Below are 12,849 nucleotides of genomic sequence, written 5' to 3' on the forward strand. Positions count from 1 at the left end.
GCCCGCGGTTCCGCAGCGGGGGATGCCGCACGGTGCTGAGCGACGCGATCATCGCGCTCGACGGGACCGAGGCCGGGCACCGGCTGGCGATGCTGCTGGCCCTCTCGGCGGCGCTGCTGCACGCGATCTTCGGCGCCCTGCAGAAGGGCCGCTACGACCCCTGGGTCAGCCGCTGGGCCATCGACCTCTGGCTGCTGGTCCTGTCGGTGCCGCTGATCCTGCTGGTGCCCTTCCCCGAGCCGCACATGTGGCCGATCTTCGCCGGTATGGTTGTCATCCACTTCGTCTACAAGGTCATGCAGGCCATGGCCTATACCCGCGGTGCGTATACGGTCGTCTATCCGGTGGTGCGCGGCACCGGCCCGCTTTTCACCGTGATCGGCGCCTATCTGCTCTTCGGAGAGACCTTCACCGGCGCACAATGGATCGGCCTTGCGGTGCTGCTTGCGGGCATCTTCGGCCTCGCGCTCTACAACTTCGCCTATCTCGAAACCGCTCGCGAGACCTTGGCCCCGGCGCTGGCCTATGCCTTCGTCACCGGGCTCTTCGTGGCGCTCTACACCACCTACGACGCCTATGGCATCCGCGCCACGCAGGATCCCTTCACCTTCCTCGCCTGGTTCTTCTTCCTCTCGGCCTTCGACTTCCCGCTGCTCATGGCCCTGCCCTCGCAACGCCACCGCCTGCACGGCGTCGCCCTGCGCCCGCTCCTGAAACGCGGCCTCGCCGGGGCGTTCATCGCCTTCGGTAGTTTCGGCTGCGTGATGCTGGCCACAAGGCTCGACAAGGTCGGCGAAGCGGCGGTGCTGCGCGAAACCTCCACCGTCTTTGCCGCCCTCATCGGCTGGCTCGCGCTCAAGGAAACCGTGGGGCCGCGCCGCATCGTCCTGATGACGTTGATCGCTGTTGGGGCTGTGATTGTGGAAATTGGTGGGTAAGATCGCAGGGATCGATTGGGAGTCCACGATGCGCATCTTTCTGACATTTTTTCTTCTTCTACTATTTTTCCCATCAAGCAACAAAGCTCAGCAGGATTTCCAGATCAACCCGGACAATTCCTGTTTCGTCGAGCTGCCGGAATGGGCCTCCCTCTCCGAACGCTACGCTTGGAATCGTATTTGCGAAGGCCAGACGGCCAACATGTCAATGGTGACCGGAGAAGATGATGGAGCAGGCTGTTCCGCGGTCAGCTATTTCAAGGTCGTACAACCTCAGGCCGTCGCCCCGCCCTTATCTGACAGCCTACCATCAGGAGCGGTAGACTCCGAGATCGTTGATGGTCAGATTTCCAAACGTGCGCTTACGATCACGCCCCCAATAGGCCCCTACACGGAAAGAATAGAAAAAACAGTAGAGTATTGGCCAACTAGTCGCCACATTAGCCCGAAGTTTATCGAACTTATCACTACAAAAGAGCCTTACTTAAAAGTACCGAAACGAAACAAAGTATCGATTTCGTGCGCTATCATTGATGGCCACCTTGATCTTACCTATGCGCATGTTCCAAATTCGCTAATTTTGAATGACAGCGTGTTTCTGAAAGGAGCCTCGTTCGCCGCGGCACGTTTCGATTCAAACCTCTCATTAGATCGAAGCGCGGTACTGTCAGAAGTTGAATTCTRGGGATCGCAAATTGGAGGAGCTATCTTTATGCGAAATGGTATTTTTCATGAAATCAATGCAATCGGCCTCAATGTGCGCGGAAATTTCGAAATGGATGATTCCGAATTTCTGAGTCTCCTGAACTTAAACAGAACAAAAGTTGGCGGCAGCATTTTTATGCGTGGCGGAGCTAAATTCAAGGACGTTGACCTAACTAGCGCGACCATCTCCAGTAGCCTCGACGTCAGAGGAGCAGTTTTCAAAGAAAATTTTTATGCATTCGGCCTATCTACTGGAGGCAGTGTGTTTATGGGAAAACAATCAAAGTTCAAGGAAGTAGAGCTAAAAAATGCAAGGATTGGGGGGAATCTTTATATGGATCAAACCCATGTCGAATCCTATCTAAATGCGGCAGGAATTTTTGTAAATGGCTTTATCTCAATGGCAAGTGAAAGTAGATTCAGGGATGYTTACCTAAGCGGCGCAAGAATTTCTGGAAACCTCAATACCGACACGTCACAATTCAGCGGCGTTTTTGATGCCGATGATGTATCTGTAAACAATATTTTTATGCGCGACAATGCAAAATTTGAGAACGTCGAACTTAAAGGCGCATTTATAGAGGGCAATTTCGAAATCGATAAATCCCGTATCTCTGGACTATTTGAAGCGTATAATCTTGAAGTCGGTAACAGTTTGTTCATGCGAAACGGATCACAGTTCGAGAAAGTGAATCTGACTGGCGCTCATATCGGCGGAAGCCTCGAAGCAGACAGCTCTAGCTTTTCCGGCCCATTGAGCGCCAATAGCTTATCAGTAAAAAATGACTTATACTTGAGCGGCAAGGCCAGATTTAAGAGCATTAACCTTATCGGAACGGTAATCGGCGGATCGATCTACGCATCCAATTCGCTCTTCGATGAAACATTTTCCGGCGAAGGCATGCAGGTTGGTCGACATGTCATCTTCAGGAACGGATCGACGTTCGCGAAGAATATGATTATTGCGGGCGCTACCGTCGAAGGCCATATTCAGCTTCAGGGCTCAACATTCCTTGGCGATGTCGATCTTACCGAAACCAAAAGCGGCTCGATCATGCTCTGGCGGCCCAACAGGTCCGGTATTCCGGAGCAGGTACCGATTTGGGGCCCGGAGGCGCGTCTGATCCTTMGCAACGCCCGATCTGATAGCCTGCAATTCCGGATGCCCGACAGCTGGCTGCGCAGCGACCGACGCCCTCTGGTAATGGACCCGGTAGGCTTTGTCTATACACGGCTGGGCGGTCTAGGATCGAGCGAAGGCTACGACCTGTCAGCGATCGGCGACGGCTTTGTCGAAACGTTGCTGCAAGGACCGCTTGTCAAAGCCCAGAACAACGATTTTGTACCGCAACCCTACATGCAGTTGGAGTCGGTCCTTCGGGACATGGGCGCTGATCGTGCAGCGGATAGCATTGCCTTGGCGCGGAACGACAGACGCACTGATTGGCATGCCGAACAGGGTAACTATTGGGCCTGGACCGCCGAAAGGTTCTGGTCGGCTCTTACCGGGTACGGCTATCGGCCCTTTCGCATACTCTGGTGGTTCGCCGCGTTGGTCTTGGTCGGCGCTCTGGTCGCACGTAGGTCGAACGCATTCCGGAACAGACCGAGGGTAGACTCGCTGTGGTATTCCATGGAAAACGCGATGCCCGTCATCCAGTTGTCCGGAGACCACCGTTCGATAAGTCATCCGAACGTCTGGATCGATAGCTTTTTTCACATCCAGAAGCTTCTCGGTTTCGTTCTGGCGACCGTTCTCATCGGGGCGCTCACACTTTTGGGCGGATGACCGTATGCACATTGAGGTGGAAGGCAAATCCCCCTATATCCGCTGAGAAATGCGAGGCCCCATGACCGAAAAGACCATCAACCCGACCCTCAAGACCGCGCTCGAGCTTGGGCCGGTGATCGCCTTCTTCGTGGCCTATCTCTGGCTCAAGGACGACACCTTCACCATCGGTGGCACCGAGTACGACGGGTTCATCCTGGTGACCGCCGGCTTCGTGCCGCTGATGATCGCGGCAACCGGAGTGCTCTGGTGGCTGACCGGCACGCTGAACCGGATGCAGGTGTTGACCGTGGTTCTGGTCACGGTTTTCGGCGGGCTGTCGGTCTGGCTCAACGACGAACGGTTCTTCAAGATGAAGCCGACGATGATCTACCTGCTCTTCGCCGCGATCCTCGGCGCCGGGCTCTTGCGCGGGCAAAGCTACCTGCGCACGGTCATGTCCGGGCTGATGCCGTTGCAGGACGAAGGCTGGATGCTGCTGACAAAGCGCCTCGCCGCCTTCTTCTTCGGCCTCGCGGTGCTGAACGAGGTGATCTGGCGCACCATGAGCACCGAGGCCTGGGTCTATTTCAAGACATTCGGCCTCACGGCGGCGATCTTCGTCTTCTTCATGACCCAGACGGGGCTCTTCAAGAAATACGCGGTCGAGGACAAGGGCTGAGCCGCCTCAGAACAGCGATCCCTGCTCTGGCGGCTTGGCCTTGCCCTTGGGCTTGGGCGCCGTGCCGCCGATCCTGAAGCGCCCGTCGGCGAACTCGATCTCCAGACCCGACGCCGCCGCAGCCTCCGCCTTGCGCGTCACCACCGCCCCGTCGCCGCGCACCACCGCATAGCCGCGCTCCAGCGTCGCCTTGTAGCCCAGCGTCTCGCGCAGGCGGTCCAGCGCCTCGAGACGCTGGCGCAGACCGGCAAGCTGCGCCTGCGACACATCTTCGAAGCGCCGCGACACACCCGCCAGCCGCTCGCGCTTCTGCGTGATGTCACGGGTGAGGGGCCGCAGGCTCAGCCGGTCCGCCCGCCGCCCCAGCGCCTCGCGCCGCGCCGTCACCAGCCGCATCAAGGCAGGGGCCAGCCGCTCGGCCCGGTCTTCGGACCGCCGCCGCGCCTCGGCCACCGTGCGCAAGAGCGCCTGCGGGCGCAGGCTTCCGGCGGTCTCCGACAGGTGCACGCGCCGGACCTGCACGCCCCGGATCAGCGCCTGCGGCAACCGGTCGCCCAGCACGTCGAGCCGCTGGCGCGGCTGTTCGACCAGTGTCTCGATCCGCGGCAGCGCACGCGCCAGATCCCGCAGCCGCTGGCCGCGCTGTTCGAGCCGCTGCACCAGCGCGCGCGTCAGCCGCGCCTCTTGGTCGCCAAGCCATCCCAACAGCTCGCGCCGCACCGGCACCGCCAGCTCCGCCGCCGCGGTGGGCGTGGGCGCGCGCTTGTCCGAGACGAAGTCGATCAGCGTCGTATCGGTCTCGTGCCCCACGGCCGAGATCAAAGGGATCTCGGACGCCGCCGCCGCCCGCGCCACGATCTCTTCGTTGAAGCCCCAGAGATCCTCGATCGACCCGCCGCCCCGCGCCACGATCAGCAGATCGGGCCGCGGCAGCGCGCCACCGGGCGTCAGCGCGTTGAAACCGGCGATGGCGCGCGCCACCTCGGGCGCGCAGGCCGCGCCCTGCACCGCCACCGGCCAGATCAGCACCTTGCGCGGAAACCGCTCGCGCAGGCGGTGCAGGATGTCGCGGATCACCGCCCCCGAGGGCGAGGTCACCACCCCGATCACCTCGGGCAGATAGGGCAAGGGCCGCTTGCGCTCTGCCGCGAAAAGCCCCTCGGCCTGCAACGCCGCCTTGCGCTTTTCCAGCATCGCCATCAGCGCGCCCATGCCCGCGGGCCGGATGTCCTCGATCACGATCTGGTATTTCGACTGGCCGGGAAAGGTCGTGAGCCGCCCGCGCGCCACCACTTCCATGCCCTCTTCGGGCTGGGTCTGCAGTTTCGACGCCACCCCCTTCCACATGACGCCCGAGATCACCGCCCGGTCGTCCTTGAGGTCGAGGTAGACATGCCCCGAGCGCGGCCGCGACACGCGCCCGACCTCGCCCTTGACCCGAACGAAGCCGAACTCGCCCTCGATCACACGCTTCACCGCGCCCGACAGCTCCGAGACGGTGAATTCCGGCGTGTTGCCGCTCTCGCCCTCGTCGATCAAATCCATGGCCTGCCCTGCCCTGTCGCTTGCCCTTGCCTACCGGTCACCTTAAACGACGACGAAACCCCGTGAAAGCGCCCCCGCTTCTCTGGTTCACAAATACCTCGGGGGTCCGGGGGCAGCGCCCCCGAAACCCGGTCAGCCATCGAAGGGCCACGCCATGAACATCCTCATCCTCGGCAGCGGCGGGCGCGAACATGCCCTGGCCTGGGCCGCGCTGCAGAACCCGAAATGCGACAAGCTGATCGTGGCCCCGGGCAACGCCGGCATCGCGATGATCGCCGAATGCGCCAGCCTCGACATCACCGACGGCGGCGCGGTGGCGGAATTCGCCGGCGAGAACAACATCGACTTCGTCATCATCGGCCCCGAAGCGCCTCTGGCGGCGGGCGTCGCCGACCGGCTGCGCGACGCGGGGCTCCTGGTCTTCGGACCCTCTGCCGCTGCCGCCCGGCTCGAGGCATCGAAAAGCTTCACCAAGGAGATCTGCGACGCCGCCAACGCGCCCACCGCCGCCTATGGCCATTTCACCCATGCCGAGGACGCCAGGGACTACCTGCGCACCCAGAGCCTTCCCATCGTGGTCAAGGCGGACGGGCTCGCCGCGGGCAAGGGCGTGATCATCGCCGAGACACTGGAGGAGGCCGACGCCGCCATCGACGACATGTTCGGCGGCGTCTTCGGCGGCGCCGGTGCCGAGGTGGTGATCGAGGAATTCATGCGGGGCGAGGAGGCGTCGTTCTTCGTGCTTTGCGACGGCAGCACGGTGCTGCCCATCGGCACGGCGCAGGACCACAAACGCGTGGGCGCGGGCGACACCGGCCCCAATACCGGCGGCATGGGCGCCTATTCGCCCGCGCCGGTGCTGTCCGATGCGGTGGCGCAAAAGGCGCTGGACGAGATCATCCGCCCGACCATGGCCGAAATGACCCGCCGCGGCACGCCCTATCACGGCGTGCTCTATGCCGGGCTGATGATCGAGGGCGGCCAGCCGCGGCTGGTGGAATACAACGTCCGTTTCGGCGATCCCGAATGCCAGGTGCTGATGCTGCGGCTGGGCGCGCAGGCGCTGGACCTCATGCATGCCTGCGCCGAGGGCCGTCTGGCCGAGACGCGGGTGAACTGGGCCGAGGACCACGCCATGACGGTGGTGATGGCCGCCAAGGGCTATCCCGGCGATTACGAAAAAGGCACGCCGATCAACGGGCTCAAGGCCCTGCCCGAGGACAGCTTCCGGATGATGTTCCACGCCGGCACCACCGCGACCGACACCGGCTTTGCCGCCGCCGGGGGCCGCGTGCTCAACGCCACTGCCCGCGGCGCCAGCCTGCAGGAGGCGCGCGACGCCGCCTATGCGCTTCTCGAGCAGATCGACTGGCCCGGCGGCTTCTACCGCCCCGACATCGGATGGCGCGCGCTCTGAGCGCGAAGCGGCCGCGGAGATGGAAACATCCCCGCCAGGGGCGTCCCGTTTTCAGCAGCGCAGCGCTCGATCCAGGTCCTCCGGCCTGTCGTAGCGTCCAATGCTGCGGGCCCGCAAACCGTCCGGCCCGAGCCGCACCGCCTGCACCGTCTGCCAGTCGCCATCGGCAAGGATCAACTCGGGTCCACCGCCGCAGTCGCGCAGACCGCCCGGAATGACATCCCAGCCGATGAGATGGTTGGTGAATCCGGCCATCTCCGCCACCGGCACCAGCCGCCGCCCCTCGAGCCGCCAGATTCGCAGCACCTTCGCCAGATGCGGACGGTCCACATAGGCCAGTTCGATCCGACCGTCGCCGTCCAGATCGCCCGCGCCCACCGGCGCCAGCCAGCGGTTGGGCCGGCCGATGAACGGTGTCGCCGCGACCACGCCGCTGGTGTCGTATAGGGCCAGCCGCGCGCCCTTCCCGAGGTCGCTTTCCACGACCATCGCCAGCACGTCGCCGGTCTCGGTGGTCATGAGCCGTGGCGCCAGGTCCTCGAAGACGCGCGTCTCTGGCAGGCGCAGCGTCACCTGTCGCGCCGCGCACCCTGCGCAGGGGGCCAAGGTCAGGACAAGGGCGCCCCATTCCACCGCATCGCCCAGCACGCCGTGGGCGTAGCGCGTGGTCGGCTCGGCATAGGACGCGGCGGTGATCGTCTGTGCCGCGGCGCCGCCGACCGGCGCCAGCCACAGGAACAGCGCCAGACCCGCGCCGCGGGCGGAGCCGTACCACAGGCGCCACCGAAGACGCGGCGCCCGGCGGGTCATCAGATCTGCTTTTCCGGCATCTGCACGCGCAGTCCGTCCAGCGCGTCCGACACCTTGAGCTGGCAGGTGAGGCGGGACCGCTCCGGATCGGGCTCGTAGGCGAAGTCGAGCATGTCCTCTTCCATGTCTTCCCGGGGCGGCAGCTTGTCGACCCAGGCGGGGTCCACGTAGACGTGGCAGGTCGAGCAGGCGCAGGCGCCGCCGCAATCCGCCTCGATGCCCGGGATGCCGTTGTCCCGCGCGCCTTCCATCACGGTCAGACCGTTGGCGACCTCGACCTCGTGCTCGGTGCCGTTGTGTTCGACATAGGTGATCTTCGCCATGCCATTCTCCTCAGAATTCGATGTTCCGGCCCTACCTAGTCATGCGCGCGGACCGCGACCAGTCCCTTTTGCGGCGGTGGCCTTGCAGAGTTGCGTGAAAGCCCGGATGTTCTATATTCGTTCCCATGCGAGTCCTGACCGCCCCCTCTGCCGCCGCCTGGCCGCGTCCGCCCGCCTGCCTGCCCGCCGACCGGCTCGAGGCGCCGCCCGAAGGCGCGCGGGTGGCGGTGGCGGGGCTGGTGATCCTGCGCCAGCGGCCCGGCACCGCCAAGGGGGTGATCTTCGTCACGCTCGAGGACGAGACCGGCGTGGTCAACGTGATCGTCTGGCGCGGCATCTACGAACGCTTCCGCCGCGCGGTGATCGCCGGGCGGATGCTGCGGGTGACCGGACGGCTGCAGCGCGCCCATGGCGTGACCCATGTGATCGCAGAGCAGATCGAAGATATTTCGGCCCTTCTCGACAGCCTGCTGGCCGTACCCGCAGAGTGACAGGCCGACACCCGGCGCCCCCGGAATTCTCGAGAATTCCGGGCCGTTTTTCTCGAGAAAAACGCAGGCCCGGTCCGGACGGCAGCGCTCGGGTCCTTCCGGCATGCCGCCCCGTGCCGAAAAACCGCCGAAACACGGCGGGTTGCGCATCGCGGGGTTGGCACCTGCGCGACCGCTCGGCTATCTTGCGCCAAACGCCCGCATCAGAGGCCGAGCAGCGATGATCCGATCCCTTGCCCCCCTGGCCCTGTGCCTCTGGGCGGCCGCCTGCGCACCGGGCGGCCCCGGCGACCGGGCGACCCGGGCCGAGACCGACGCCGTCGCCGCCACGCGTGAGGCCGACGGCACCTGCAGGGCGCGCGAGATCACCCCCGCAATCTATGAACAGGTGCCCGGCCAGGTGCAGGTCGTACAGGCCGAGCTTGCGCCCGACGGCACGGTGATCCGCCCGCCGATCTATCGCAACGCCACCGTGCCACGGGTCGTCACCCCGCGCCGCGAGATCCGTTTCCAGGTGCCCTGCCCCGAAGAGATGACTCCCGAATTCATCGGCACCGTGCAGCGCGCCCTGCTGGCGCGCGGCTATTACCGCGGCATCATCACCCGCCGCATGGATGCCGCCACCGTCGAGGCGGTGCGCCGCTACCAGTCCGAACGCGGACTGCCGAGCGGTCACCTGGCGCTCGACACCGCACAGGAGCTTGGCCTGATCGCGATCGACCTGCCGGAAAGCGACGCCTGACCCAGAGTGCCCGGCGGCGGCATGCCGGCACCGCGACCAAGGCGAAATGACCCCGACCGGCGCCGTTCGGGCCTCTCACGCGGCGTTGCAGGCCTGCGGGCATCCAAACGGCACCGGCCCGGCCCCGGCATCGCAGAGCCCCCGCGGTCGTCGAGCCTGCGCCGGTCCAGCCTCGATGCTGCACGAAGAAAGCGCCGGCATCCACCCGGCACCGGCCCGGTCCCGCCCCCTGCGTTGCAGTCCCGCGGGCGTCCGGGCCGTGCAGGTCGGCGTCGCGGCTCCGGTGCGGTGGCTGCGGCGTCACGCGCTGCGTGGCTCCGGCGCAGCGGCCCTGGATCGCGCGCGGTCCGGCGCGGGGCGCCGGGTGAACTTGTCGTCGTACATCCGCTGATCGGCGAGACGCAGCAGGGCCGCGGGTGCAATGCCTTCGGCCGGCCAGTAGGCCGCGCCCACCGCGACCGACAGGGTGTCGATCGGATGGCTCAGACCCGCGGGCCGCAACGGTGCCGAAACAGCGGCCTTGAGGCGCCGCACGATGCGCTGCGTCACCTCCGGACCCGGCCCGACCAGGCAGATGGCAAACTCATCGCCGCCCAGGCGGCTGACGTGATCCTCGGGGCGCAGTTGCGATCGCAGACGCGCCGCCACGGTTTTCAGGACCGCGTCCCCCGTGGCATGGCCAAAGCGGTCGTTGACCGGTTTGAAATTGTCGAGATCGAGATACAGCACAGCCCCTTGCCCCGCCGCCGCCGCCTCGATCGACCGGGCCACCGCTTGCGAAAACGCCGTGACGTTCAGCAACCCGGTCAAAGGATCGGTCATCGCCAGCACCCGCAGCCGGGCCGCCTCGCGGCGCAGGCTTTCCCTTTCGGCAAGGCTGCGGCGCAGCAAGTCGCGGGTTTCCGCCTCCACCGGCTTCGGCGGGGCGGGGACCGGCACCGGCGGCACGGACCGGTCGCCCTGGAACAGCACCAGACGGTCGTCAGGGCCGCCCGGCAGCGCGAGGCACCGGGCAATGAACACGCCGCCTGCCGGCCCGTCGCTCCGGCACAGGCGCGTGCAGACCGGCGCCGGGCGGTTCAGCGCCTGCACGACGGGCTGCGCCAGCGGCACCCGTTCTGCGCCGTCAAGCTCCTCCATGGAGATGGGCAGGTCGGGGCCGAACTGCGCCCGTGCCAGCCGGTTCATCCAGAGCACGCGACCTTCCGGATCGGCGAGGATGCAGGGCTCCGCCGCCGCTTCGAGCGCGAGGGCAATCCCGGTCCGGACCCCGGAATGGTCGGCGTTGAACGCCCGCATCATCGCCCGATGACCCGCGTCCGGCCATGGGTCCCGCCGGTTGCGCCGCGGCGCGGGACGTGCGTCACGATCCGCCCTGTCAGGTGCACCTCCGGAAATCGCCGCCGCATTGTCTTCATGGTCTCAAGCCACCTCTCGCCATCCGGATCAAATCTGGAGGCGTTTACTTAATCATCGGTAAAGGAACCTGAAAAAAATTATCTCGCATTCATGTAAAAAGCGCCCCGTCTCCGGGGCGCTTTCGATTGCGGCATGAACAGAGGCGTCAGTCCTCTTCCAGACCCAGCGCGACAAAGCGCGGATCGCCGCCGCGGCGCACCAGCAGTAGCAGCGACCTGCGGCCGGATTCGCGGGCATCGTCTATGCGGTCGTTGAGATCGCCCAGGCTGGTGACGGCGCTCTGCCCGGCTTCGGTGATCACGTCGCCTTCGCGCAGGCCCTTCTCGAAGGCCTCGGAGGTTTCGTCCACCGAGCGCACCACAAGGCCCTCGACCGACGGGTCGATGCCCAGTTCGTCGCGCAGCGCATCGGTAACCGGTGCCAGCGTCAGGCCAAGCACGTCCATCTCCTCGGGCTCGTCAGGCGTGTCCGGTGCATCTTCGGCGGTGGGCATGATGCCCTCGGCCTCTTCGCGGCGGCCCAGCGTCACGCGCAGCGTCTCGTTGCTGCCTTCGCGCATGACCACGACGCGCACGGTCTTGCCGACCTCGGTATTGCCGACCTGCCGCACCAGCGCGCGGGTGTCCTCGACCTCGCGGCCGTCGAAGCTGGTGATCACGTCACCGGACAGCATGCCCGCGTCCTTGGCGGGACCGTCCGGCACATCGGTCACAAGCGCGCCGCGCGCGGTCTCGAGGCCCATCGCCTCGGCCACGTCCTCGGTCACGTCCTGGATGCGCACGCCCAGCCAGCCACGACGCGTTTCGCCGTATTCCTGAAGCTGCGCGACCACGCGCGTCACCACGTTCGAGGCCATCGAGAAGCCGATGCCGATGGAGCCGCCGTTGGGCGACAGGATCGCCGTGTTCACGCCGATCACGTCGCCACTCATGTTGAACAGCGGCCCGCCCGAGTTGCCGCGGTTGATGGCGGCGTCGGTCTGGATGTAATCGTCATAGGTGCCCGACAGCGCCCGGTTGCGCGCCGAGACGATGCCCGCGGAGACCGAGAAGCCCTGCCCCAGCGGGTTGCCCATGGCCATGACCCAGTCGCCCACGCGCGCGGTGTCGCTGTCGCCGAAGTTAACGAACTTGAGCGGCGTATCCGCCTCGACCTTCAGAAGCGCGATGTCGGTGTTGGGATCGGTGCCCACCAGCTCGGCCGGCAGTTCGAACCCTTCGAAGAATTCCACCTGGATCTCGTCGGCGCCGTCGATCACGTGGTTGTTGGTGACCACGTAACCGTCTTCCGAGATCACGAAGCCCGAGCCCAGCGCCGAGGACTGGCGCGGCCGGTCGCCGCCGCCGTTGCGGTCCTGGAATTCACGGAAGAAATCCTCGAAGGGCGAGCCTTCGGGCACGATCCCCTGCGGCCCGGTGCGGCCTGCCACGGTGGTCGAGGTGGTGATGTTCACGACCGACGGGCTGATGCGTTCGGCCAGTTCGGCAAAGCTCCGGGGCGCGCCCTGCGCGCCGGCCATCAGCGTTTGCGACAGGATCAGCATCATCGACAGGGTGCCGAGCCAGAAAAGGCGCAGCGGCGTCGCCGTGTCGAACGTGCGGGCGTGGGATTGCGGTCTCAATGGGAACTCCTCGTCGGTTCGGGTCTTCATCGCTCTGTGACAGGGCCGTGCGGCGCTGCACGGGCGCTGCGTTGAACGCTTGTGCATGAACATAGGCGCGGATGCACGACACTCAAAGCCTCTTGTGAAGAGTCACGCACGCGTGATGGTGCCCAGCGCCGGTCGCAAGGCGCCTGCGTGGCATCCCGCGATGCCCGGGGCCATTCCGCGCAAGCCAGGGATCCGCCGCCCGTGACGTCGTTCGGATCGGATGCCGCGGCGGGCACGGCTGTTCGACCCGGCCCCCGAAAACGACCCTGCGGCTGGCGGGGGCACGGGCATAATGCCCGCAGACACTCTTTTTTAAGGGCAAGGCGATATCCGGGTTTGCGAATGTCCGTCCGTTACG

11 protein-coding genes are annotated in these 12,849 nt (G+C 65.2%); 6 read left to right on the forward strand and 5 right to left on the reverse strand.

Annotated features, from left to right (window positions below; genetic code table 11):
• Window positions 1-35: 35 nt before the first annotated feature.
• The 3 genes from DU478_RS17890 (at window position 36) to DU478_RS17900 (ending at window position 4,093) form a co-directional block, all read left to right on the forward strand.
• On the forward strand, window positions 36-938 hold the full coding sequence (locus DU478_RS17890; RefSeq protein ID WP_114512413.1) for an EamA family transporter: 903 nt from the start codon (window positions 36-38) through the stop codon (window positions 936-938).
• Window positions 939-966: 28 nt separating this feature from the next.
• Window positions 967-3,432 carry a hypothetical protein gene (locus DU478_RS22730; protein ID WP_147276383.1) on the forward strand — a complete coding sequence of 822 codons (2,466 nt, stop codon included), beginning with the start codon at window positions 967-969 and terminating at the stop codon, window positions 3,430-3,432.
• Window positions 3,433-3,493: 61 nt separating this feature from the next.
• Window positions 3,494-4,093, forward strand: a complete 600-nt coding sequence (locus tag DU478_RS17900) for an inner membrane-spanning protein YciB (protein WP_114512338.1) — start codon at window positions 3,494-3,496, stop codon at window positions 4,091-4,093.
• A 6-nt stretch (window positions 4,094-4,099) separates the two neighbouring features.
• On the opposite strand, the gene xseA is transcribed toward DU478_RS17900, so the two are convergent.
• The gene (gene xseA / locus DU478_RS17905; protein ID WP_114512339.1) at window positions 4,100-5,638 is read right to left on the reverse strand and encodes an exodeoxyribonuclease VII large subunit; all 1,539 of its coding nucleotides are present in this window, start codon (window positions 5,636-5,638) and stop codon (window positions 4,100-4,102) included.
• A gap of 154 nt (window positions 5,639-5,792) precedes the next feature.
• Here xseA and purD point away from each other — a divergent pair, with 154 nt between their 5' ends.
• Window positions 5,793-7,055, forward strand: coding sequence for a phosphoribosylamine--glycine ligase (purD, locus tag DU478_RS17910; RefSeq protein ID WP_114512340.1), 1,263 nt, complete (start codon window positions 5,793-5,795; stop codon window positions 7,053-7,055).
• Between the two features lie 51 nt (window positions 7,056-7,106).
• Here purD and DU478_RS17915 read toward each other — a convergent pair whose 3' ends face one another.
• Complete coding sequence (locus DU478_RS17915; protein WP_233501404.1) at window positions 7,107-7,865, reverse strand: VCBS repeat-containing protein; 759 nt, start codon at window positions 7,863-7,865, stop codon at window positions 7,107-7,109.
• Entirely contained in the window at window positions 7,865-8,188 is a 324-nt protein-coding gene (locus tag DU478_RS17920) for a 2Fe-2S iron-sulfur cluster-binding protein (RefSeq protein WP_114512341.1), read from the reverse strand. The genes DU478_RS17915 and DU478_RS17920 overlap by 1 nt, the downstream gene beginning before the upstream one ends.
• 125 nt (window positions 8,189-8,313) lie before the next feature.
• Here DU478_RS17920 and DU478_RS17925 point away from each other — a divergent pair, with 125 nt between their 5' ends.
• Together DU478_RS17925 and DU478_RS17930 are read left to right on the forward strand one after the other, a co-directional pair.
• Complete coding sequence (locus DU478_RS17925) at window positions 8,314-8,679, forward strand: OB-fold nucleic acid binding domain-containing protein (protein WP_114512342.1); 366 nt, start codon at window positions 8,314-8,316, stop codon at window positions 8,677-8,679.
• A 220-nt stretch (window positions 8,680-8,899) separates the two neighbouring features.
• Entirely contained in the window at window positions 8,900-9,421 is a 522-nt protein-coding gene (locus tag DU478_RS17930; protein ID WP_114512343.1) for a peptidoglycan-binding domain-containing protein, read from the forward strand.
• Window positions 9,422-9,721: 300 nt separating this feature from the next.
• Here DU478_RS17930 and DU478_RS17935 read toward each other — a convergent pair whose 3' ends face one another.
• Entirely contained in the window at window positions 9,722-10,723 is a 1,002-nt protein-coding gene (locus tag DU478_RS17935; RefSeq protein WP_114512344.1) for a GGDEF domain-containing protein, read from the reverse strand.
• 262 nt (window positions 10,724-10,985) lie between these two features.
• Window positions 10,986-12,461, reverse strand: a complete 1,476-nt coding sequence (locus DU478_RS17940; protein WP_233501407.1) for a Do family serine endopeptidase — start codon at window positions 12,459-12,461, stop codon at window positions 10,986-10,988.
• Window positions 12,462-12,849: the final 388 nt, after the last annotated feature.

The organism is Thalassococcus profundi (assembly GCF_003344785.1).
GTDB lineage: Bacteria > Pseudomonadota > Alphaproteobacteria > Rhodobacterales > Rhodobacteraceae > Puniceibacterium > Puniceibacterium profundi.

Bases quoted from the DNA above. Each gene is read 5' to 3' on its own strand.
- DU478_RS17900 (WP_114512338.1), top strand. From the start codon at position 3,494: ATGACCGAAAAGACCATCAACCCGACCCTCAAGACCGCGCTCGAGCTT.
- xseA (WP_114512339.1), bottom strand. From the start codon at position 5,638: ATGGATTTGATCGACGAGGGCGAGAGCGGCAACACGCCGGAATTCACC.
- purD (WP_114512340.1), top strand. From the start codon at position 5,793: ATGAACATCCTCATCCTCGGCAGCGGCGGGCGCGAACATGCCCTGGCC.
- DU478_RS17915 (WP_233501404.1), bottom strand. From the start codon at position 7,865: ATGACCCGCCGGGCGCCGCGTCTTCGGTGGCGCCTGTGGTACGGCTCC.
- DU478_RS17920 (WP_114512341.1), bottom strand. From the start codon at position 8,188: ATGGCGAAGATCACCTATGTCGAACACAACGGCACCGAGCACGAGGTC.
- DU478_RS17925 (WP_114512342.1), top strand. From the start codon at position 8,314: ATGCGAGTCCTGACCGCCCCCTCTGCCGCCGCCTGGCCGCGTCCGCCC.
- DU478_RS17930 (WP_114512343.1), top strand. From the start codon at position 8,900: ATGATCCGATCCCTTGCCCCCCTGGCCCTGTGCCTCTGGGCGGCCGCC.
- DU478_RS17935 (WP_114512344.1), bottom strand. From the start codon at position 10,723: ATGATGCGGGCGTTCAACGCCGACCATTCCGGGGTCCGGACCGGGATT.